We start from the raw sequence: 20,899 nt of genomic DNA, 5'->3' as shown, positions 1-20,899 counted from the left end.
CCAAGGTCTCATCCGACCGTGACCTGAGCCGTATGAGGTAAGACACATGGCCGTGCCGTTGGACGACACCGACCGCCGCATCATCTCCCTGCTCCGCGACGACGGGCGCATGTCCATCCGGGCGGTCGCCGAACAGGCGCACATCTCCCGGGCCAACGCCTACTCCCGCCTGGAACGGCTCAGGGACGAGGGCGTCATCCGCGGCTTCACCGCCGTCATCGACCCGGAGAAGTACGGGATCGGCCTGTCGGCCTACGTGTCGGTGCGCATCGAGCAGCACTCCTGGGAGAGGTTCCGGGAATACCTGCGCGACATCCCCGAGGTCGACCACGCCGCACTCGTCTCCGGGGACGTCGACCTGCTGCTCCTGGTCCGGGTCGCCGACGCCGCCGCCCTGCGCACCTTCGTCCTGGAACGCCTCCAGCGCATCCCCGAGGTCAAGAGCACCCAGACCATGTTCATCCTCGACGAGCCGCCCCTGTGAGGGGCCACTCGTCCGGCGATTGGACCTTCCCTCGCGCATCCCGCACCACCAGGATGAACGCATGCCCGAGTACCGCGTGATCGACGCCTTCACCGACCGGCCGCTGGCCGGCAACCCCGCCGCCGTCCTGGTTCTCCCGGACGCCTACCCCGACGCCTGGGCGCAGGGTGTCGCCGCCGAGTTCAACCTCTCCGAAACGGCCTTCGCCCGCCCCGTCGAGGACCCCGACGCCGACTACGAACTGCGCTGGTTCACCCCCACCGTCGAGATCGACCTGTGCGGGCACGCCACCCTGGCCACCGCCCACGCCCTGGCCGAGCTCGGTGTCGCGGGCCCCTACAGGTTCGCCACCCGCAGCGGCGTGCTCACCGTGGCCGAACGCGACGGGCTGCTGTGGATGGACTTCCCCGCCAAACCCCCGGTCCCGGTCGAGGCGCCCGAGGGCCTGGCCGAGGCGCTCGGGGCCGAACCCCTGTGGGTGGGTCTGGGCGGTGCGAACGACCTGCTCGTGGAGGTCGCCGACGAGGCCACCGTGCGCGCGCTGACGCCCGACATCGCGGCCCTCGCCCGGATGCCGTACCACCTGGTCATCCCCACCGCCCCGGCCGACGCGAGGGTCGACTTCGTCTCCCGCGTGTTCGCCCCGAACGTGGGCATCGCCGAGGACCCGGTCACCGGCAGCGCCCACACCGTGCTCGCGCCGTTCTGGGCCGAGCGCCTGGGCCGCGCCGAGCTGACCGCGCACCAGGCCTCCGAGCGCGGCGGTGACCTGCTGCTGGAGCACCGCGGCGACCGGGTGCTCATCGGCGGTCACGCGGTATCGGTGGCCCGGGGGGAGCTGAACCTCTAACGTGGACGAAAGCGGGAGGGGTGCGCGGTGGGCGCGCACCCCTCCCGCCCCCGTGTCCGGACCCCCGGGGTCCGAGGAACCGACAGGAAAGGAGGGCCCATGGAGCAGTGGGTCACCAAGGAGGACGTCTTCGCCGCCAGGGAACGCCTGGAAGCCGACCACGAGGGCTGGGAACGGCCGGTCGCCTTCGCGGTCGGGCGACTGCGCGGCGGAGACCTCCACTTCCCCTGGGTCAACCGCCCCGGCGCCCTGCACGCCCTGCCCGCGATCGTCCTCGCCCGCGCCCTGGGGCACGTTCGCGGCACGGCCACCCACGACCTGCCCGTCGACCGCCTCCGCGAGGCCGTGGAGGCGCTGTCCCCCGCCGAGGCGTGCACCGAATTCGATCATCCGAACCTGTTCGCCTGGCGGGACCTGCTGGTCGATCTGGAGGACACCGACCGGTTCGTCGCCGTGTTCGTGGCCGACCCGGCGGACCCGGCGGTGGACGACCACGACGTCGCCTTCCGCCGTGCGATCGGAGGGTGATCCACGGCACCCACCCGGGGGAGACCGGAACGGCCGCCGATCGGGCCGCCGCCGTCGAACGGGAACCGGAGTCGGACGGAATCGAGGTTTCCCCCGCGCGCGACCTCGACTTCCGGTAGAAAGAACCCGTGGCACCTCCCCACCCCTCCCGGAGAGGTGGCCGCACGGCCCTGGTGCGCCCCTTGGCGCCGAGGGCCGCGTCCCACCCCGAAGGGCCGGTCCCGGAGTCGCCCGGGCCCGGTCCTTCACCCCTCTCCCGGCCCGGCGGCGTCCAGGGTGGATTCACGTGGCCCCCCGCGTCGTCCACAGGGCTTCGGCGGGTTCCGCCGCCACGCCCTAACCTGGCCTGGAACGCGGAACCGTGAACCGGGGGGAACGATGGCGGGACGGTACGGGGGCGGACACGGCGGCCGGGGCGGCGGCGGACGCCCCGGAGGGCGCAGGCCCGAGCCCATCAAGGGGGTCCGCGACGACGCGCGCCTGTCGCAGGAGCTACTGCGCATGGACGGCGATTCCTACGGCCGCTACAAGTCCCTCAAGGGCGACTGGGACTTCGGCGACTTCACCCTGACCGTGCAGCGCGTCCAGGCCGATCCGTTCGCGCCCCCGTCGCGCATCCTGGTGACCATCCCGGACCCGGGCGTGCCCGAGAGCGCCTGGGGCGACCCGGTGCGCCGCCGCGCCACCGCCGACTTCCTGGGCCGTCGGGCCGGACGGCTGCTGCGCCGGTCGCTGCTGCGCGTCGACACCGGCGGACAGGAGGTCATCGAACGCTCCTCCTGCCGGATCACCGACGGCGGCGGCGTCGAACTGCGCATCGGCATCGACCTGCCCGGCCGGGGCCGCCGTATCGACGGCAGGGCCGCGGAGCGGGAACTGTGCGCCACCCTGCCCGGGTTGGTCGACGATCTCGACTGGGACGAGATCGACCGGGACGCGGCGGCGGCCTTCGCCGACTCCGTCGTCGACACCGTCGCCCTGCGCTCCCGCCTGGCCGACCTGGGCCTGGTCGCGTTCGTCGCCGACGGGGCGATCCTGCCCCGTCGCAGCGGGGTCGCCGACGAGCCCCTGACCGAGGGGGCGGTGCCCTTCGCGTCCCCCGCGGACCTGCGGGTGACGGTGGACCTCCCGCATCGGGGCACCGTCACCGGTATGGGCGTCCCCGAGGGGATCACGCTCATCGTCGGCGGCGGCTTTCACGGCAAGTCCACGCTGCTGCACGCCCTGGAACGCGGCGTCCACGACCACGTTCCGGGCGACGGTCGCGAACTCGTGGTCGCCCGCGCCGACGCCGTCAAGATCCGCGCCGAGGAGGGACGCCGGGTCGAACGGGTCGACGTGGGCTCCTTCGTGCGCGACCTGCCCACCGGGGCCGACACCGCCGACTTCCGCACCGACAACGCCTCCGGTTCCACCTCCCAGGCCGCCAACATCTGCGAGGCGCTGGAGGCCGGGTCGCGCACCCTGCTGGTGGACGAGGACTCCACCGCCACCAACCTCATGATCCGCGACGAGCGCATGCAGGCCCTGGTGCACGGTGATCGCGAACCCCTGACCCCGTTCGTCGACCTGATCCGGCCGTTGTACCGGGACCACGGCGTCTCCACGGTCCTGGTCATGGGCGGCAGCGGCGACTACTTCGACGTCGCCGACCACGTGATCATGATGGACGCCTACCACCCGCACGACGTCACCGAACGCGCCCGGAAACTGTCCCGGGACCGGATCGACGCGGTCTTCACCGCACCGCGCGACCGGGTGATCGACCCCGCCTCGGTCGACGGCACCGACGCGCGCGGTCGCGGCCGGATCAAACGCCGTGACATGGACGTGCTGGTGTTCGGCGACGACGACATCGACGTGCGCTCCATCGAACAGTTCGTCGACCCCGGACAGATCGTCGGGGCGGGCCTGGCCCTGCGCGCCCTGGTCCGCGACGGCCACCTCGACGGCCGGCGCACCCTGGCAGAGGCCCTCGACTCCCTGGAATCGGCCCTGGCCGAACACGGGATCATCCATGTGGGCGCGGACTTCGGCGGCGACCACGCCCTGCCCCGCCGCCAGGAGGTCGCCGCGGTCCTCAACCGCTTGCGCTCCCTGAAGGTGACCGAACAGCGACCACGGCGGGGGTGATCACCCCGGGCCGGCCCCGGGGGTGCGCGTCGGGCGCCGGCCCCGGGGGACCGTGGCGACGGGCCCCCGGGGCCGGGTGTGATCAGTCCCACGTACAGCGGATCGGTAGGGTGGGAAACCGGGGCGAACACCTCGGACACGCCCGCTCCGGGCTCCGTCCGCCAGGTGTGCCCGCAGGCCCGGCGCGTCTTTTCGCGCCGGTGCGGAACACGGTGGGCCCGGACGGTGTTGGACTGCCACGCGGCCCCCTGCCACCCCGAGCCTTTGGAGACGAGAACCCGGTGCGCAACCCAGCAGATCTGTACGAACTCCATCCCGGTTTCGACGATGTCGCCGGTCCGGCGATGCTGGTCTGCCTCGACGGTTTCATGGACGCCGGGAACACCGGCAGGCAGGTGGCCGAGGAGCTGTTCGAACGCTTCGAGGCGGAGGAGATCGCCACCTTCGACGCCGACCGGCTCGTGGACTACCGGGCCCGTCGCCCGACGATGACCTTCGTCGAGAACACCTGGACCGACTACCGGGCGCCCAAGCTCGCCCTCTACCGGATGCGCGACGCCGAGGGCAGCCCCTTCCTGGTGCTGTACGGCCCCGAACCGGACCGTGAGTGGGAGGCCTTCACCGCCGCCGTCGTCGGGCTGGTGGAGCGCTTCTCCGTGTCGCTGTCCCTGAGCGTCAACGGCATCCCCATGGCGGTCCCGCACACCCGGCCGGTCACCGTGACCCCGCACGCCACCCGCCCCGAACTGGTCGAGGGGCACACCCCCTGGATCGGGCGGATCGAGGTCCCCGGCAGTGCCGTCTCCCTCTTGGAGTACCGCCTGGGCGAGGCCGAACACGACTTCCTCGGTTACGCCGTCCACGTGCCCAGCTACCTGGCCCAGTCCACCTACCCGCGCGCGGCCGTCGCCGCCCTGCGGTACGTGGCCGACGCCACGGGGCTGTCCCTGCCCACCACCGGACTGGAGGAGGTCGCCGTCGCCACCGACGTGGAGATCGCCGAACAGGTGACCGCTTCGGAGGAGATCCAGCGCGTCGTCCTCAACCTGGAGCGCCAGTACGACGACATCATGTCCGCGCGGACCGACCCTGAGGACCGCACGGTGCTCCCGCTGGCCGACGACGAGTCCGCGCTGCCCACCGCCGACGAGCTCGGCGCGGAACTCGAACGTTTTCTCGCCGAGCGCGAGAGCGATGGAAACGGTTGACCTCCCCTCTTCCGCAGCGGGGGAGGGGCGGAACCGGTTGCCCGGTCCTCCCCCGCCGGATGGGCGGCGCCGACGCCCCGCCGTGGGACACCCGCCGCCGTTCGGCGGTCCGGGCCTCGGAGCGTGCGGCCGAGGCCCGGCCGTAGCCGGGGCGCACGCACCCGAACGTGCGCGACAGGGCCGCGGCCCGCGCGTCCGTTGGATGGAAGCGGTCTTCGCACACCCGCTTCACGGTCCTCCTCGCCATGATCCGTGCCGTGGCGGGACCGCTACGGCAGGATGAGGAGGACCGGGAAAGTCATCGAAAACACGAACGAGAGGAGGAGGGGTGTCTCCTCCCCGCCCCGAACGGCGGGGACTCCGCACCCTCCAACCAGATGACCGTGTTCTACCAGATCCTCTTCAGCTCGGTCCTGCGCCACCTGGACGCCGAGACGATCCACAAGGTGAGCTTCGGAGCGCTGCGCTGTGCCGCCGCGGTCCCGGGGGTCGCGGCGACGGCCGGCCGGCTGCTGGGCCCGCGCGAGCCCGAGCTGACCGTGCACGCCCTGGGCCGTGAGTTCCCCGGCCCGCTGGGGCTGGCGGCCGGGTTCGACAAGAACGCGGAGGGACCCGAGGCGCTGGCCGCGCTCGGCTTCGGGTTCGTCGAGATCGGCACGGTCACCGCCCAGCCGCAGCCGGGCAACCCGCGTCCGCGCCTGATCCGCCTGGTGAAGGACCGGGCGATCGTCAACCGGATGGGCTTCAACAACGAGGGTTCGGCCCTGGTCGCCGAGCGCCTGCACCACCGTCAGGGCCGGCCCGGACCGATCCTGGGCGTCAACATCGGCAAGACCAAGGTCACCCCGGAGGACGAGGCGGAGGGCGACTACGCGACCAGCGCCCGCCGGTTGGCCCCGTACGCCGACTACATGGTGGTCAACGTCAGCTCGCCCAACACGCCGGGACTGCGCGACCTCCAGAGCGTGGAACGGCTGCGCCCGATCCTGTCGGCGGTGCGCGACGCCCTGACCGAGGCGGGCCGTCCGGAGCTGCCGCTGCTGGTCAAGATCGCCCCGGACCTGGCCGACGAGGACGTCGACGCGGTCGCCGACCTGGCCCTGGACCTGGGGCTGGACGGGATCATCGCCACGAACACCACCATCTCCCGTGAGGGGCTGACCTCCTCGGCGGAGGAGATCGAGGCCGCCGGCGGCGGCGGCCTGTCCGGCGCCCCGCTCAAGGAGCGCTCCCTGGAGGTGCTGCGTCGTCTGCGCGTCCGCGTCGGCGACCGGGTCACCCTGATCGCCGTGGGCGGCATCGACACGCCCGAGGACGCCTGGGCCCGTATCCGCGCCGGGGCCACCCTCGTCCAGGGCTACACCGGCCTGGTCTACGGCGGACCGCTGTGGCCCCGTCGGATCCACCGCGGCCTGGCCCGCCTGGTCCGCGCCGCCGGCCACGCCTCGGTGGCCGACGCGGTCGGCACCGACGTCACGGTCGCCGCCCCGACGTCCGCCTCCGCCGACACCGCCCCGGTCACCACCGCCTGACCCGGCCCCGGAGCCGTCGAGCGGCCCGGCCCCGGACGGATCCCATCGATCCGTCCGGGGCCGTTCCCGTTCCCGGGGCCGCGACACCCGCATCGTGTTCCGTCCTCCCCGGCCCCGAGGGGACCGGTGGCGCGGCCGGACGCACGTCATCGTGCGGGCCGACGGTCGCGCCCCTACCAGCTGCCGTCCCAGTCCGGCGGGTAGGTCTTGCCCGTCTCTGGGGCGAGGGCCTGGGTGGTGGTGACGAACACGTACCCCTGTTCGCGCAGTTGCTCGATGATCCCCGGGACGGCCGCGATCGTCGGCGGCTGCGGGTCGTGCAGGAGCACCACCCCGTTGGGCTCGACCTCGCTCACGACCTTCTCCACGATCTCGTCGCGGTCGGAGCCGGTCCAGTCCTCGCTGTCCACCGTCCACATGATCTCGGCCATGTCCTGGGCGGAGATCTCCGCCTTGACGTCGGCGTTGGTCGCCCCGAACGGCGGCCGGAACAGGTCGACCGTGTGCCCGGTCTGTCGGCGGATCCCCGCGCTCACCATCGCCACCTGGGCGGGCAGTTCCTCGGGTTCGAAGTGCCGCGACATGCTCTCGTGCAGGTCGTTGTGGTTGGCCAGCTCGTGTCCCTCGGCGTACATCCGCCGCACCGACCACGGCCGGGTCAGGAGCGGTCCGCCGTTGAGGAAGAACGACGCCGTGACCTCCTCCTCGGCGAGGATGTCCAACAGGTGCGCGGTCTGCTCGACCGGACCGTCGTCGAAGGTCAGCGCCACGCACTTGACCCCGGGGTCGGCGCAGTCCACGTCGGGCCCGGGGTCGGTGACCACGCCGGGGGCCACGGGGACCGCGTCCGAGGGGGCGTCGGGCTCGGACACCGACAGCACCGGCTCCTCGGTCAGGGAGGCCTCCCTGGCGCGTTCCCCCAACTCCGACAACAGCGGTGTCGCCAGGTCGGAGGGGACGATCGCGGTGATCCGACCCTTCGACGCGTCCGGCGGGTGCCCCTCCACGACCGGTGACAGGTGGCCGTCGTCGAACTCCACCACCAGGTCCCCGTCCTCGTTGAACCCCATCGAGTCGTAGGTGCGCATCACCGGCAGCAGCCCCTGGTGGTCCACGTCCGGATGGTCCTTCAGGACCTCTCCGGCGAGACCGTTGAGTTCGGCCAGCGCCGCGTCGTCGGCCAGCAGTTCCGTGGCGTACCCGGTGTGCCCGGTCGACACGTCGTACCAGTAGGTCGCGTACCCCTGGCGCACCCCGTGCAGGTCCTCCTCGGTGCGCACCAGGCGCACTCCCAGGACGTCGTCCGAGGCGGCGACGACCTCCCAGGTGATCTCCAGCGACACCGGATCCCGGCTCACCCCCCGGAAGTCCATGACCTCCTGGTCCACGTGCCGGGCCAGGGCCTCGGAGAACGCGTCGGCGCCCTCGAACACCGGATGGGCGACGGAGATCTCCACGTCCTCGGGGACGTGGGGGTGGTCGGGGAAGTCGTCCCCGTCACCGGTCCACTCCCCGACCTCCTCGCCGGCCTCGTGCACCAGCACCCCGATGAACTCGGGGGTGGCCGTCCCCGAGGTGGCCGTCTGCGGGTTCTGGCAGGCCGCCAAGGGCAGGAACAGCGTCATCACGGCACCCGCCGCCCACCGGGGGAGCCGCCGTGCGCGCCTCCCCCCTCGTGGGCGGTTCTGCTGCGGGCTCGTGCGGGTCGACGACAACACCGGACTCCCTCATCCCAGGCGGGCGCGTTGTGGCTGTTGGGTGCAACATAAGGGACTCCGGTGACGGCCCTGTGGCGCTGACCACATGTGGTCAGCGCCACAGGGCGGTGCCGCTCCCGGCGGCCGTCGACCCTCCGCCCGTTCCCTGCCCTCCGCCCCTACTCCCGCTCCTCGGAACGGTGGGTCCGCTCCTCCGTGGAGTCGGGGTCCGCGACGTCCGAGGGTCCCTCCGAGGGCGGGGCGTCGGGCGCGCCGGCGACGTAACTCTCACCGGGTTCGACCTCGCCCAACAGCTGCGACACCGTCACCATCGTGTACCCGCGCGCGTCCAGCTCCCGGATGATCTCCCGCGAGGCGTCGATGGTGGTGTCGTGGATGTCGTGCATGAGGATGATCGCCCCGTCGGAGGCCCCCGAGATCGCCCGGCCGGCGACCACCGAGGCGTCGCGGTCCTTCCAGTCGTTGGTGTCGATGCTCCACATGATCTGGGCCAGGCCCATGTCCCCCGTCACCGAGGCGACGTTGCCGTTGGTGGAGCCGTACGGGGGACGCATGAGGTCCATGGTGTAGCCGGTCTCCCGGTACACCAGGGCCTGCACGGTGTTCAGGTTCGACCGCACCCCGTCGGCGCCCAACCCCGCCAGGTCCGGGTGGCTGAGGGTGTGGTTGGCGATCTCGTGCCCCTCGGCGTAGGCGCGCCGCACCGTGCGCGGGTTCTCCATCACCGGGAGGCCGGTGACGAAGAAGGTCGCCTTGGCGTCGTGCTCGGCGAGCATGTCCAACAATTCGGGAGTGCGCCCGCCGGGGCCGTCGTCGTAGGTCAGGGCGACGCACTTCACCTCGGTGGAAGCGCAGTCCACGGAGGCGTCCACGGGGGAGATGATCCCGGGGACCACCTCCTCGCCGGCCTCGGGGATCTCCTCCGGGGCGGCGGTGATGGCGAACCCCTCGACACCGGTGGTGGCCGCGCGCAGGGCCCGCAGCCCGAACTCCGACAGCAGCGGCTCGGCGTCCGCGCGCTCCACCACGGCGGTCACGGGCCCGGCGTCGACGGCCGCGACCTGACCGGCGTCGAACTCCACGACGAGGTCACCGTCGGGGTTGAACCCCACGGAGTCGTACAGGGAGGCCACCGGCAGGACGGCACCCGTCTCCGCGGCGTCGCCCACCCGGTCGCGGACCAGGGTGTTGAGGGCGGCCAGTTCCTTCTGGCCGGCCAGCAGCGACTGCGATCCCCGGGTCCGGCCGCCGACGATGTCGTACCAGTAGGTGGCGTGGCACTCCTTGGCGCCCTCGGAGTCGGTCTCCACACTCGTCATGCGCACACCGACCAGTCCGTCGGCCGCCGCCGTGACGTTCCACTCCGCCTCGTACGACTCCGCCCCGGGGTTGGCCGCGTCGAAGGCCGCCACCTCGGCGCCCAGCCGTTCCCGCAGGAAGTCGGAGAGCGGCTCGGCGTTGGGCAGGACCGGGTAGGTCACCGAGGCGCTCACCCCCTCGTACTCCAACTCCGCCTCGTCGAGGCCCTTCAGTTCGGCGGCGTCCACCACGGTCAGTCCGTCGGGCTCGCCGGCGGCCGGGATCCGCTGTTCCACGGCATCGGCGATGCCGTGCGCGACGCCGCCCGCCGGTCCCGCCCCCAGGGCTCCCGGTGGTCGCACCGACAACAACACCATGCCCGCCAGCACCACCAGGGCGACGACCACGGTGATCAAGGGGTGATCGGGGGTCATGGTGGGTCGGGACAACTCGTTCACCAGGGGTTCTCCGCGTTCATCTCGCAGACGAACGTGCGCGGGGTGGGCGGGGCACCCTCACGCGACGTCTTCATCGGGTGTGACGCCGGCCACGGGCGGGGGGTTCGCTCTCCGGGGGCGGCGGGGGCACAAGGGGGCACGCCGGGGGTCAGGGGCGAGGGGGTCTCCCTATACTTGCAGGCGTGGAAGGTACGCGCGTCATCTCCGCGTCCGGGGCGATCCGGGGCGGGCGGCGCGCGTCGAAAGAGGGAACCCGGTGCGAATCCGGGACTGCCCCGCAGCGGTGTACGGGAACGACCCCCGCCATGAAGCACTGGTGATCCGACCGGAGGAGTCGGAGACCGGGAAGCGGCGGACATTAGGAGATCGGTGTCACCACCGGTCGCGCCCGTGAGTCCGAAGACCTGCCTCCGCCCGACGGCGCATCGCGCCGTCGGTGGTCCCGCGCCCCGAGGGAGGGCCGAGGGCGGCACCCGGGGGCGTCCGTCGTACGCCCCCGACCGGGGTGCCTCCTCGTCGACCCTCGCGGCCGGTACCCGGCTTTCGACGAGGGAGAGAAGCTTCATGACCACCAACCCCGGGCCCGCCGTGCGATCCACGGTGCACGGCTACCCGCGCATCGGACCCGACCGCGAGCTCAAGCGCGCCGAGGAGTCCTACTGGAAGGGCGCCACCACCGCGGCCGAGCTGGAGAAGGTCGCCTCCGACCTGCGCCTCGACGTCTACGCCCGGCTGCGTGCCGCCGGGATCGACGACATCCCCTCCAACACGTTCTCCTACTACGACCAGGTGCTGGACACCGCCGTCCTCTTCGGTCTCCTCCCCGCCCGGTTCGAGGACCCCACCGAGGCCGGGGACGCGGACGGGCGGCTCCGCCGCTACTTCGCGGCGGCCCGCGGCGTCCAGGGCGCCCCGCCCCTGGAGATGACCAAGTGGTTCGACACCAACTACCACTACCTGGTGCCCGAGCTGTCCCCCGACGTCCGGCCCCGTCCGGTCGGTGACAAGCCCGTCGTCGAGTTCCGCGAGGCGCTCGACGCCGGTCACCGCACCCGCCCGGTGCTGGTCGGCCCGCTCACCTTCCTGCTGCTGTCCAAGGCCGCCGACGACGCGCCGGAGGGCTGGTCGCCCATCGCGCTGCTCGACGACCTCGTGGACGCCTACGCCTCCGTGCTGGCCGACCTGCGGGCCGCCGGCGCCGAGGAGGTACAGCTCGACGAGCCGATCCTGGCCACCGACGAGGGCCGCGCGGCGCTGGGCGAACTGGAGCGCGCCTACACGCGTCTGGGCGGGCTGGACGACCGTCCGCGGATCCTGGTCTCCACCTACTTCGGTTCCATCGGCGCCGACGCCCTGCGCGTCCTGAAGGAGTCCCCGGTGGAGGCCGTCGGCCTGGACTTCGTCACCGACGACGAGGGCATCGCCGATCTGACCGCCGTCTCCGGGCTGGGCTCCACCCGTCTGGTCGCCGGGGTGATCGAGGGCCGCAACGTGTGGCGCGCCGACATCCCGTCCGCCGTCGCCACCCTGGGCACCCTGCTCGCCCTCACCGACGAGCTCACCGTGAGCACCTCCTGCTCGCTGCTGCACGTGCCCATCGACCTGGAGGCCGAGACCTCCCAGGCCCCCGAGCTGCGCGCGGCGCTGGCCTTCGCCGAGCAGAAGACCCGTGAGGTCGCCCTGCTGGGCCGGGTGCTGTCGGAGGGCGGTGAGGGCGAGTACGACATCGACGCCACCGCCCCCGGCGCGGCCTTCGTGGACGCGCGGGTGCGCGCCCGTCTGGAGGCCCTGGGCCCGGACGCCTACGAGCGTCCGGAGGACCGCGGCGCCCCCACCGACCTGCCCCTGACCACGACCACCATCGGCTCGTTCCCGCAGACCGGCGAGCTGCGCCGGGCCCGTGCCGCGCACCGTCGGGGCGAGCTGGCGGAGGAGGAGTACAAGGCGATCCTGCGTTCGGAGATCGACCGGGTCATCGCGCTCCAGGAGGACATCGGCCTGGACGTGCTGGTCCACGGCGAGCCCGAGCGCAACGATATGGTCCAGTACTTCGCCGAGCGGCTCGAAGGGTACGCCACCACCGACCACGGGTGGGTCCAGTCCTACGGTTCCCGCTGCGTGCGACCGCCGATCCTGTTCGGTGACGTCTCGCGTCCCGCGCCGATGACGGTCGAGTGGATCACCTACGCCCAGTCGCGCACCGCCAAGCCGGTCAAGGGCATGCTGACCGGTCCGGTCACCATGCTCGCCTGGTCGTTCGTGCGCACCGACCAGCCGCTGGGGGAGACCGCCCGCCAGGTGGCGCTGGCCCTGCGCGACGAGGTCGCCGACCTGGAGCGTGCGGGCATCCGCCACATCCAGGTCGACGAGGCGGCGCTGCGCGAGTCGCTGCCCCTGCGCGAGGAACGGCGGCGGGAGTACCTGGACTGGGCCGTCGGCTCGTTCCGGCTGGCCACCTCGGGCGTCTCGCCGTCGACGACCGTCCACACCCACATGTGCTACTCGGAGTTCGGTCTCATCGTCGGCGGCATCGAGGCGCTGGACGCCGATGTCACCAGTGTCGAGGCGGCCCGTTCGCGCATGGAACTGGTCGAGGACCTGGGGCGGCGCGGCTTCAAGCGGGGCATCGGCCCGGGCGTCTACGACATCCACTCCCCGCGGGTGCCGTCGGTGGAGGAGATCGAGGCGTCCCTGCGCCTGGCCGTGTCGCACATCGACGCCGGCGGGCTGTGGGTCAACCCGGACTGCGGTCTGAAGACCCGCGGTTACGAGGAGGCCGAGCAGGCCCTGCGCAACATGGTCGAGGCGGCCCGCCGGGTCCGCGCCGACCTGGGCTGACCTTCGGCCCGGGCCGACCCCTCGGACGGCTCGGGCCGATCCCGCCTCGGGAACACGGAAGGGGCCGCGGCGGACGCCGCGGCCCCTCTCGCGTGTGCTCGATCAGGCGGAGCCGAGCAGGCCCAGCGCCTCGGTGGCGGCGTTGGTCATGCTCGCCTCGATGTCGTCGGGCAGCGCGAACTTCTCGACGTCCGCCTCGCTGGCGTCGAAGGACGGGTTCACCGTGTAGCTGATCTCGATGTTCACGTTCCCGTGGCGGACCATGAGGATGGCCCTGGGGACCATGTCGCCGAGGAAGTCGTACTTGGTGACGATGTACACGGCCTCGTCACCCAGGTCGACGTCCTTCTTCTCCTCCAGGTCGTCGGCGTTGTACTGGGTCGAGTACTGGTTCTCACCGGAGTACAGGGTGACGTCGTCCTGGAATTCGGACTTGGCGCCCTCGATGGAGTCGGAGCCGCCGTAGGGGACGGAGAAGGTGATGTCGAAGGCGCCGTACGCGGTGCCCGGGTTGCCCTCCGGGGCGTCGCCGCTGATGTCCATGCACGTCGACCTGTTGTCGCTGTTGCTCTTGGACCCGTCCGGCTCCAGCCCGAAGTCGGCCGCCACCTGGTCGGTGATGGCCTGGCAGGGCTCGGTGGGCAGGGCGTACGGGGGCTCACCCGTGGGGCCGCCCGTGCCGCCGGCGGGCTCCTCCTCGGGCTCCTCCTCGGCACCGCCGGCGCCGGTGCCCTCACTCACCTCGGCGGTGGGGTCCTCGGTGGCGATGGTCCCGCCCTGGCCGTTGCCGTTGGTGACGAGCATGACGATCACGGCGATGGCCAGGACGACGATGACCGCGCCACCGCCGATGACCACCCACAGGGCGGCCTTGCCGCTCTTGGGCGGCTGCGGCGGCGGGTAGGCGCCGGGCGGACCGTACGGGGGCTGAGGAGGCTGGCCGCCGCCGTACATCGGCTGCTGGCCGTAACCGGGCTGTCCGCCGGTGTTGGGATCGCCGTAGGGGCCGCCCGGCGGCGGGCCGTAGGGAGGCTGACCCCCCGTGCCGTCACCGCCGTAGGGGTTCTGCGGTGGCTGGTTGTAAGGTCCGTTTTCGCTCATGGCTCCCCTCGCCCGGATGATGTGTTGACGTGTTGTCTGGGACGCGCGTATGCGCCTGTGAGTTCGTGTGACTTCCGAAGCCGACCCGGAGCGGGGCGGTATGAGCGTTCACACGGACGGGGCGCGCCTCCCGTGACCACCGGACCGCGGGCGAGAACGGAGGAGTGGGGGAGGGGGCGGTCCCGGTGTCTCCAGGTGCCCCGTGGCGGGGTGCCCCGGGGCGCCGGAGGGGGACGTTCGCCACCACCGGCCGGGACGTGAGCATCCTAGTCGGGCGACCCCGCGGGCCGGCAGGGTGGGCGGGGGGTGATGACACGAATCGTCACTGTTTCGTGTCGATCGCGTACACCGATCGTTTCCCCACGTCCGCACCCCGAGACCGAACGGGGTGCCGATGGTGGTGGAGGGACTTTCTCAGGGAGTGCGAATGCTCACGGCCCTTGGGGTCGCGGGCCCTCGGCGGTTCCCCCTCGCAGCACTCCTCCACGGAAGACCGGGCCGTCCTCGTCCATGTCCGGCGGGTCAGGTCTCCGTGACGGCCCTGGCGGTGGCAGGTGGGGCGCCGACGGCCTCAACGGGGATGTCGAGCGCGGGTTCGGTGGTGAGGTGCGCGGCGGTCACGCGGTCCAGGCGCAGCCAGCGGATCGCCTCGCGGGTGCGGCAGTGCCCGACGAGATACCAGTGCCCTTGGGTTCGGGCGAGGAGGACGGGGTCGACGCGGCGGGTGGTCCGCCTGTCCTGCCGGTCGCGGTAGTGCACGACGAGCACGCGCCGTTCGTGGAATGCCTGCTCGATGGTGTGGCGGGTGCGGGCGTCGCCGGGAGGCTCGGTGTGGTTGATCCATACGCGGTCGTTGAGCGCGGCGGCGCGCTCTCGGGCGTTGGCGTCCATGACGCTGAGTGCTTTGGCCAACGCGGCGCGGGCGTGGCTGTCGAAGGGCTGTCCGCGGTGGGCGGCCACGGCGGCGGCGAGCCCGGAGACCTCGGCGTCGGTGAAGTTCACCGGCGGCAGGGTGGCGGCGGCGTCGACCACGTAGCCGCCGCCCGGTCCGGGGCGTGCCCGGACGGGGAAGCCGCCGTGTTGCAGGGCCGAGATGTCCCGTTTGATCGTGCGGACGCTGACCTCGAAGATCTCGGCGAGGCGTTCGGCGGTGCGCCCGGCCGGTCCGGCGCGCCGTAGCTCCTCACGTAGGGCGTAAAGGCGGTCGGTGCGATTCACATATGAATAGTGACATACAGGTGACATATTCGGCTGTGAGGGTGGTGTTATGAGTGATTCACGTGAGCCGGTCTTGTTCCTCAGCGGCGCGGGGCTTCCCGCCTGGATCTGGGATGAGGTCCGACGCGACCTGGGCGACGGACGAGAGACAAGGGTCGCCTCGCGGCCTGAGAGCACCAAGGCGCGGCTGGACGACCACGTCCAGGCCGCGCTCGCCTCGGTGCCGGAAGGCGGGTTCGCCATCGTCGCGCATTCGGGTGGCGGCGTGATCGGTGCGCAGATCGCTCGGTGTGTGCCTGAGCGCGTCACCGCGCTCCTGGGAGTGAGCGCGGTGATCCCACCGACGGGTGGATCGTTCATCTCGGCGATGCCGGTGCCGAACCGGTGGGTGCTCGGTGCCGTGATGCGGTTCGCCGGGACCCGGCCACCGGACTCCGTGATCCGGCGGGGTCTGGCCCACGGCCTCGACGACCAGGTCATCGACCGCATCATCGCCGACTTCACCCCCGAGTCGCCCGGCTACTACCGCGACCGGGTCGGTCGCGGGGCGTGGGACGGCCGGCGGGGCTATGTGCGCACCACCGGTGACCGCGAGCTGTCGCCGGCGCTGCAACGACGGTGCGCGCAGCGCCTCGGCGCCGACTGGCATCACGACCTGGACACCGGACACCTTCCGATGATCGAGGAGCCCCGGGCCGTGGCGGGGTCGATCACTCGGTTCCTCGACGCGCGGTCGTGACACCCAAGCCGGAAACGCCTGCGCCCTCCTCTTCTCCCCCGTCAGCGAGGACCGGTGCGCGGCACCCTCGATGGCCACCCGTTTCAACCCGGAGCACCCCTGTGCATCTGATGCGTGAACCATGCATCAGGTGCACAGGGGCGTGGCGGAATCGCCGAAATCGCAGGTGGGGAGAGTGGAAGCGGGTGCCCGCGTGTCTCCGGTCAGCGATCTCCCCCCAGGTGTTCCACCTGTGGGAACGACTTCGGGCATGTGACCAGCGCACCCGAGGCAAGACGCACGCTCATCACCACATCGAGATGTGCACGTGGTCGAAGTGGTTCTCGGTGATGTTGCCGCGGTCGCCCATCGCGCGCCAGTCGGTGTCCCCGCGTCGCACGTCCCAGATCTGCTGCCGGTAGATGACGTACATGATCCCCAGCCGGTCGGCGTTCTCACGGGACCACTCGGCGATCGCCCAGCCGCGGTCGATCTGGTCCTGGGGGGGCATCTGCCCGTTCTTGGACAGCATGAAGTCGCAGGCCCGGCCCAGGGGGTGCTCGCCGCGCACCCAGCCGCCGACCGCCCGGTAGCAGCCGACGCCGCCCTGCTCCTTGCCCTCACCGAACTCGTCGATGACCAGCTGGCGCATCTGCGCCGTGCGCGGGGTGATGTTGAGCGGCCCCTCCATCGGCTGGCTCGGGTGGGCGGCGATCAGCTCCTGGACCTCCGAGCGCCTCTCCTCCAGCACGTTCAGGTCGGCCTCGGCCTCCTCCAGCGACTCCTCCGCGGCCTTCTGCGCCTTCTGGTCGCGTTCCAGCGCCTGGGCGAGCTGGTCGATCTTGTCCTGGTTGCTCGTGGCCAGGTAGTCGATCACCACGGCCCGGTCGATGATCTCGTCCGGTGAGGCCTCGACGAACAGGGACATGGACGGGTCGATGCCGCTGTTGGTGTAGGAGGCGTACGCCAGGGCGCGCACCTGTTCCTTGGAGGCGTCGACCTCGTCCGCGGTGCTCTCGGCCCGTTCCGCGGCGCGTTCGGCCTCCTGGATCACGCCCTCCATGTCGCGCAGCTCACCGTTGTACTCCTCGCTGAGTTCGGTGGAGCGCTGACGGAGGGAGTCCATGCTCTCCGGTTCCATGGGCAGGGCCAGGACCGGGGTCTGGGGGACGGCGACGAGCGCCGCGCCCAGGGCGACGGCGACGGCGATGACGCGTCCCTTGGAAACGGCTCCGCCGGCACGGCGGCGGGGGAGCGCGGACGCGATCTCGGACAGTGTCCCGCCCCAGGTCGCGGTCGACCGGTCGGGCGCCCAGAAATCGGCGAACTCGTCCACTCGGCTCTGGTCATCGGACTGCACGGTGTGGTCGCTCCTCGGACCCGCGCGCACCCCCTGCGGGCACGGGGCGGGCGGGCACTGCTTCTCGTCTTTCCCGGACGGGACCGGCCTCCGCACGCGAGAGGGAGGGGGTCGACGTCGTGTCGACGGACCGGGAGGCCCGCGCCATCGCACACCCGTGAACGGCGGTGACGGTGGTAACGGGACGGTCATGAGTGTAGGCACTCCCGAGCCCATTCGGGAGTCATCGGATGATTTCTGATGCGACAAAAAGTGCAATGTGGCACAGATAACCCAATTGGTGAGTGTGATTTCGGTGAACCGACTCACCCGCCCGTGGTTGAGTGGGGACCGTGAAGGCCTTGGTGAGACGCTCGGCGAAACCCACCACCACCTGCGCGGACACCCCCAGGTGGTGTGATGGGCGCTGTTGTCGCGCGCCCGCCTGAACGCCGTCTCCTCGTCAGCGAGGGCCGACCGGAACCGGCCGCCCTGTAATTTTCGAGGACCTTCCGCACCCCGACCGCCGCACCGCCCATCCCGGCGCGTCGCCTCCACCCGGTCCGGGGCCGCTCCGTACGCTCTGACGTGGGCGTCGATCCCACGTCGAGATTCCTCGCGCCCGTCCGCCGCCGGGCGCCGTGACCAACGTCGATGGGAAGACCGTGATTGACGCAGTGGACCTGCACAAGGTCTACAGGTTGAAGAGACACCGGGTGACCGCTTTGGACGGGGTCGACCTGCACGTGGAGTCCGGCGAGATCTTCGGTGTCGTGGGACAGAGCGGCGCGGGCAAGAGCACCCTGCTGAGGTCGGTCAACCTGCTGGAACGCCCCGACTCCGGGACCGTCACCGTCGCCGGGGAGGAGCTCACCTCCCTGCGCGGTGCCCGCCTGCGCGCCGCCCGGCGCGGAATCGGCATGGTCCATCAGCACTTCGCGCTGCTCTCCTCGCGCACCGTCGCCGGCAACGTCGGCTTCCCCCTGGAGATCGCCGGGGTCGACCGGGCCGCCCGGCGCGCGCGCGTGGGCGAACTCCTGGAGCTGGTGGGTCTGGGCGACAAGGCCCGGGCCTACCCCTCCCAGCTCTCCGGTGGTCAGAAGCAGCGCGTGGGCATCGCCCGCGCGCTGGCCTCCGCCCCGCGGGTACTGCTGAGCGACGAGGCCACCTCGGCGCTGGACCCCGCCACCACCGACTCGATCCTGGCCCTGCTGCGCCGGTTGCGCGATGAGCTGGGACTGACGATCCTGCTGATCACCCACGAGATGGACGTGATCAAGAAGATCTGCGACTCCGCCGCGATCATGGAGAACGGCGTGTTCCGCGAGTCGGGCCGGGTGCTCGACCTCATCGGCACCCCCGGCTCGCTGCTGGCACGCTCCCTCTTCCCGCTGCCGGACATCGGCGGGGAGGACGCGGTCGTCGTGACCTACCCCCGCTCGTTCGACGAGCCCCTCATGTCGGAGCTCACCCGCCGGTTCGACGTCGACGTCAACATCCTCGGCGGTGGCGTGGAGAAGGTGGCCGGGCAGTCCGTGGGCCGTTTGGGCGTGCAGGTCCGCGGCTCCCGCCGGAACGAGGCCCTGACCTACCTGTCCGAGCACGGCCTGCTGGTCGAGGAGGCCGGAAAGTGATCGCGAACCCCACCGACATCCTCTTCCTGGCCTCCGCCGCCGACGCGGGCGGCCCCTGGGACGCGCTCGTCGCCTTCGTGCGGGACTGGCCGAACATGTGGCCCAGCCTGTGGCTGGCCACCCAGGACACCGTCTACATGGTGCTCTGGGCGACGATCTTCAGCGTCCTGTTCGGTCTGCCGCTGGGCGTGCTGCTCGTGACCACCGACCGCGGCGGTCTCACCCCCGCTCCGGTGGTGCGCGCCGTGCTGAGCGCCGTCGTCAACGTCGGTCGCTCCCTGCCGTTCATCGTCCTCATGGTGGCGGTGCTGTCGCTGACCCGGTTCCTCGTCGGCACCACCCTGGGTCCGACGGCGGCGATCGTTCCCCTGAGCATCGGCGCGATCCCCTTCTTCGCCCGGTTGGTGGAGACCTCCCTGCGGGAGGTGGACCGCGAGGTCGTCGAGGCCGCGCACGCGATGGGCACCCGTAAGTCCACGATCGTCGGCAAGGTGATGCTTCCCGAGGCCCTGCCCGGTCTCATCGCCGGTCTGGTGATGACCGTGGTCGCCCTCATCTCCTACTCGGCGATGGCGGGCGCCATCGGCGGGGGCGGTCTGGGCGACCTGGCCATCCGCGAGGGCTACCAGCGGTTCAACGACCACTACCTGTGGGCCACCGTCATCCTCCTCATCGTCATCGTGCAGGCGGCCCAGAGCCTGGGCGACCTGGTGGTGCGCCGACTGGCCCGACGCTGATCGCGCCCGCCCGCCCGGGCGGGCGCACCCCCTCCCTCCCCCGCACCCGAGATGTTGTTCGAACCGTTGGGAATGGAGACACGATGACCGGGAACCACAGGGCGGGGACGCCCAGGGGGCGGGTGCCGCGCGGTGTCGGTGCGGTGGCGATGGTCGTGGCTTTGACGGCGGCCTGCGGCAGTCCCAGCGAACGGGCGGGGGAGGGGACCGACGAGGAGGGGCTCACCCCGCTGCGCGTCGGCGCCACCCCCACCCCGCACGCCGAGATCCTGGAGTTCGTCGAGGAGAACCTGGCCGCCGACGCCGGACTGCGCCTGGAGATCGTCGAGTACACCGACTACAACCAGCCCAACGCCGCCCTGGCCGAGGGCGAACTGGACGCCAACTACTACCAGACGGTGCCGTTCCTGGAGGAGTACCTGGCGGGGAACGACGACGTCGACCTGAGCTACGTCTCGGACGTCCACCTGGAGGCGTTCGGCATCTACTCCGAGGACGTCTCCGATCTGGCCGATCTGCCCGAGGGCGCCGAGATCGGGGTGCCCAACGACGCCTCGAACATGGGGCGGGCCCTGCACCTGCTGGCCTCCGCCGACGTGATCACGCTGGCCGAGGACACGGAGGGCGTGCCCACGATCGACGACATCGAGGACGGTCCGCTGGACGTCACCGTCACCCCGGTGGAGGCGGCCCAGCTGCCGCGTTCGCTCCAGGACCTGGACGCGGCCGTGGTCAACGGCAACTACGCCCTGGACGCCGATCTGCCGAACACGGCCAACACGCTGGCCTGGGAGAGCACCGAGAACAACCCGTACGCCAACGGGTTGGTGGTGCGGTCGGAGGACGTGGGGGCCGAGGACATCGTGCGCCTGGACGAACTCCTGCACGGCCCGGAGGTGCACGACTTCATGGAGGAGCGCTGGCAGGGGATCGTCCTCCCGGTCCGCGGGGACAGGGTGGTGGAGGAGCCCGGCACCTCCGATTCCCCCGACTAGGGGGATCGTCGACGCACGGGGCGCGGGTCCGATCCGCGCCCCGCGCGCGTAACGGTTGGGTTTCGGGGCGGCTTTCGTCGATTGACACAAGGTGCTCCGTCTGCTTGTT

Annotated in this window: 16 protein-coding genes and 1 riboswitch; of the genes, 11 read left to right on the top strand and 5 right to left on the bottom strand. The window is 71.6% G+C overall.

The annotated features are described in order from the left end of the window. Positions 1–46 precede the first annotated feature (46 nt). The 6 genes from RM479_RS02825 (at position 47) to RM479_RS02795 (ending at position 6,735) form a co-directional block, all read left to right on the top strand. A complete protein-coding gene (locus RM479_RS02825) occupies positions 47–484 on the top strand; it encodes an Lrp/AsnC family transcriptional regulator (protein WP_311510125.1) in 438 nt (145 codons plus the stop codon). Positions 485–545: 61 nt separating this feature from the next. Continuing rightward, positions 546–1,334, top strand: a complete 789-nt coding sequence (locus RM479_RS02820) for a PhzF family phenazine biosynthesis protein (protein WP_311510124.1) — start codon at positions 546–548, stop codon at positions 1,332–1,334. Between the two features lie 99 nt (positions 1,335–1,433). After that, positions 1,434–1,862, top strand: a complete 429-nt coding sequence (locus RM479_RS02815) for a hypothetical protein (protein WP_311510123.1) — start codon at positions 1,434–1,436, stop codon at positions 1,860–1,862. Between the two features lie 378 nt (positions 1,863–2,240). Then, positions 2,241–3,995 (top strand): ABC-ATPase domain-containing protein, encoded by a 1,755-nt coding sequence (locus RM479_RS02810; protein WP_311510122.1) that lies wholly within the window; start codon positions 2,241–2,243, stop codon positions 3,993–3,995. Positions 3,996–4,276: 281 nt separating this feature from the next. Continuing rightward, positions 4,277–5,203, top strand: coding sequence for a proteasome assembly chaperone family protein (locus RM479_RS02805; RefSeq protein ID WP_311510121.1), 927 nt, complete (start codon positions 4,277–4,279; stop codon positions 5,201–5,203). 377 nt (positions 5,204–5,580) lie between these two features. Further along, positions 5,581–6,735: a quinone-dependent dihydroorotate dehydrogenase gene (locus RM479_RS02795; RefSeq protein ID WP_311510120.1), complete on the top strand. Its 1,155-nt coding sequence runs from the start codon at positions 5,581–5,583 to the stop codon at positions 6,733–6,735. A gap of 173 nt (positions 6,736–6,908) precedes the next feature. On the opposite strand, the gene RM479_RS02790 is transcribed toward RM479_RS02795, so the two are convergent. Beyond that, positions 6,909–8,360, bottom strand: coding sequence for a polysaccharide deacetylase family protein (locus RM479_RS02790; RefSeq protein WP_311510119.1), 1,452 nt, complete (start codon positions 8,358–8,360; stop codon positions 6,909–6,911). A 251-nt stretch (positions 8,361–8,611) separates the two neighbouring features. After that, positions 8,612–10,186, bottom strand: a complete 1,575-nt coding sequence (locus tag RM479_RS02785; RefSeq protein WP_311510432.1) for a polysaccharide deacetylase family protein — start codon at positions 10,184–10,186, stop codon at positions 8,612–8,614. 252 nt (positions 10,187–10,438) lie between these two features. Further along, a riboswitch (cobalamin riboswitch) is annotated at positions 10,439–10,619 on the top strand. Between the two features lie 155 nt (positions 10,620–10,774). On the opposite strand from RM479_RS02785, the gene metE reads away from it, so the two are divergent. Then, positions 10,775–13,048 (top strand): 5-methyltetrahydropteroyltriglutamate--homocysteine S-methyltransferase, encoded by a 2,274-nt coding sequence (gene metE, locus RM479_RS02780; RefSeq protein ID WP_311510118.1) that lies wholly within the window; start codon positions 10,775–10,777, stop codon positions 13,046–13,048. 102 nt (positions 13,049–13,150) lie between these two features. Here the strand turns inward: metE and RM479_RS02775 are convergent, their stop codons facing one another. After that, a complete protein-coding gene (locus RM479_RS02775; protein ID WP_311510117.1) occupies positions 13,151–14,149 on the bottom strand; it encodes a DUF3558 domain-containing protein in 999 nt (332 codons plus the stop codon). A 522-nt stretch (positions 14,150–14,671) separates the two neighbouring features. Continuing rightward, on the bottom strand, positions 14,672–15,367 hold the full coding sequence (locus RM479_RS02770; RefSeq protein ID WP_311510116.1) for a helix-turn-helix transcriptional regulator: 696 nt from the start codon (positions 15,365–15,367) through the stop codon (positions 14,672–14,674). A gap of 49 nt (positions 15,368–15,416) precedes the next feature. Between RM479_RS02770 and RM479_RS02765 the strand changes: the two genes are divergently transcribed. Continuing rightward, positions 15,417–16,106, top strand: a complete 690-nt coding sequence (locus RM479_RS02765) for an alpha/beta fold hydrolase (protein ID WP_311510115.1) — start codon at positions 15,417–15,419, stop codon at positions 16,104–16,106. A gap of 286 nt (positions 16,107–16,392) precedes the next feature. Here the strand turns inward: RM479_RS02765 and RM479_RS02760 are convergent, their stop codons facing one another. Beyond that, on the bottom strand, positions 16,393–17,445 hold the full coding sequence (locus tag RM479_RS02760) for a coiled-coil domain-containing protein (RefSeq protein ID WP_311510114.1): 1,053 nt from the start codon (positions 17,443–17,445) through the stop codon (positions 16,393–16,395). A gap of 656 nt (positions 17,446–18,101) precedes the next feature. On the opposite strand from RM479_RS02760, the gene RM479_RS02755 reads away from it, so the two are divergent. The 3 genes from RM479_RS02755 (at position 18,102) to RM479_RS02745 (ending at position 20,790) form a co-directional block, all read left to right on the top strand. Continuing rightward, positions 18,102–19,058 carry a methionine ABC transporter ATP-binding protein gene (locus tag RM479_RS02755; protein ID WP_311510431.1) on the top strand — a complete coding sequence of 319 codons (957 nt, stop codon included), beginning with the start codon at positions 18,102–18,104 and terminating at the stop codon, positions 19,056–19,058. After that, entirely contained in the window at positions 19,055–19,795 is a 741-nt protein-coding gene (locus RM479_RS02750) for a methionine ABC transporter permease (RefSeq protein ID WP_397221147.1), read from the top strand. The genes RM479_RS02755 and RM479_RS02750 overlap by 4 nt, the downstream gene beginning before the upstream one ends. Positions 19,796–19,878: 83 nt before the next feature. Then, entirely contained in the window at positions 19,879–20,790 is a 912-nt protein-coding gene (locus RM479_RS02745; protein ID WP_397221145.1) for a MetQ/NlpA family ABC transporter substrate-binding protein, read from the top strand. The last annotated feature ends 109 nt before the right edge of the window (positions 20,791–20,899 follow it).

Source organism: Nocardiopsis lambiniae, from assembly GCF_031845465.1.
GTDB classification, from domain to species: Bacteria; Actinomycetota; Actinomycetes; order Streptosporangiales; family Streptosporangiaceae; genus Nocardiopsis; species Nocardiopsis lambiniae.
Note: the sequence above shows the minus strand (reverse complement) of the source record. Positions and strands in the feature narration are given on the sequence as shown.

Excerpts from the sequence above, each read along its gene's own strand:
- RM479_RS02820 (WP_311510124.1), top strand. The coding sequence starts at position 546 with ATGCCCGAGTACCGCGTGATCGACGCCTTCACCGACCGGCCGCTGGCC.
- RM479_RS02765 (WP_311510115.1), top strand. The coding sequence starts at position 15,417 with ATGAGTGATTCACGTGAGCCGGTCTTGTTCCTCAGCGGCGCGGGGCTT.
- RM479_RS02810 (WP_311510122.1), top strand. The coding sequence starts at position 2,241 with ATGGCGGGACGGTACGGGGGCGGACACGGCGGCCGGGGCGGCGGCGGA.
- RM479_RS02795 (WP_311510120.1), top strand. The coding sequence starts at position 5,581 with ATGACCGTGTTCTACCAGATCCTCTTCAGCTCGGTCCTGCGCCACCTG.
- RM479_RS02745 (WP_397221145.1), top strand. The coding sequence starts at position 19,879 with ATGACCGGGAACCACAGGGCGGGGACGCCCAGGGGGCGGGTGCCGCGC.
- metE (WP_311510118.1), top strand. The coding sequence starts at position 10,775 with ATGACCACCAACCCCGGGCCCGCCGTGCGATCCACGGTGCACGGCTAC.
- RM479_RS02775 (WP_311510117.1), bottom strand. The coding sequence starts at position 14,149 with ATGAGCGAAAACGGACCTTACAACCAGCCACCGCAGAACCCCTACGGC.
- RM479_RS02815 (WP_311510123.1), top strand. The coding sequence starts at position 1,434 with ATGGAGCAGTGGGTCACCAAGGAGGACGTCTTCGCCGCCAGGGAACGC.
- RM479_RS02785 (WP_311510432.1), bottom strand. The coding sequence starts at position 10,186 with ATGACCCCCGATCACCCCTTGATCACCGTGGTCGTCGCCCTGGTGGTG.
- RM479_RS02825 (WP_311510125.1), top strand. The coding sequence starts at position 47 with ATGGCCGTGCCGTTGGACGACACCGACCGCCGCATCATCTCCCTGCTC.
- RM479_RS02790 (WP_311510119.1), bottom strand. The coding sequence starts at position 8,360 with ATGACGCTGTTCCTGCCCTTGGCGGCCTGCCAGAACCCGCAGACGGCC.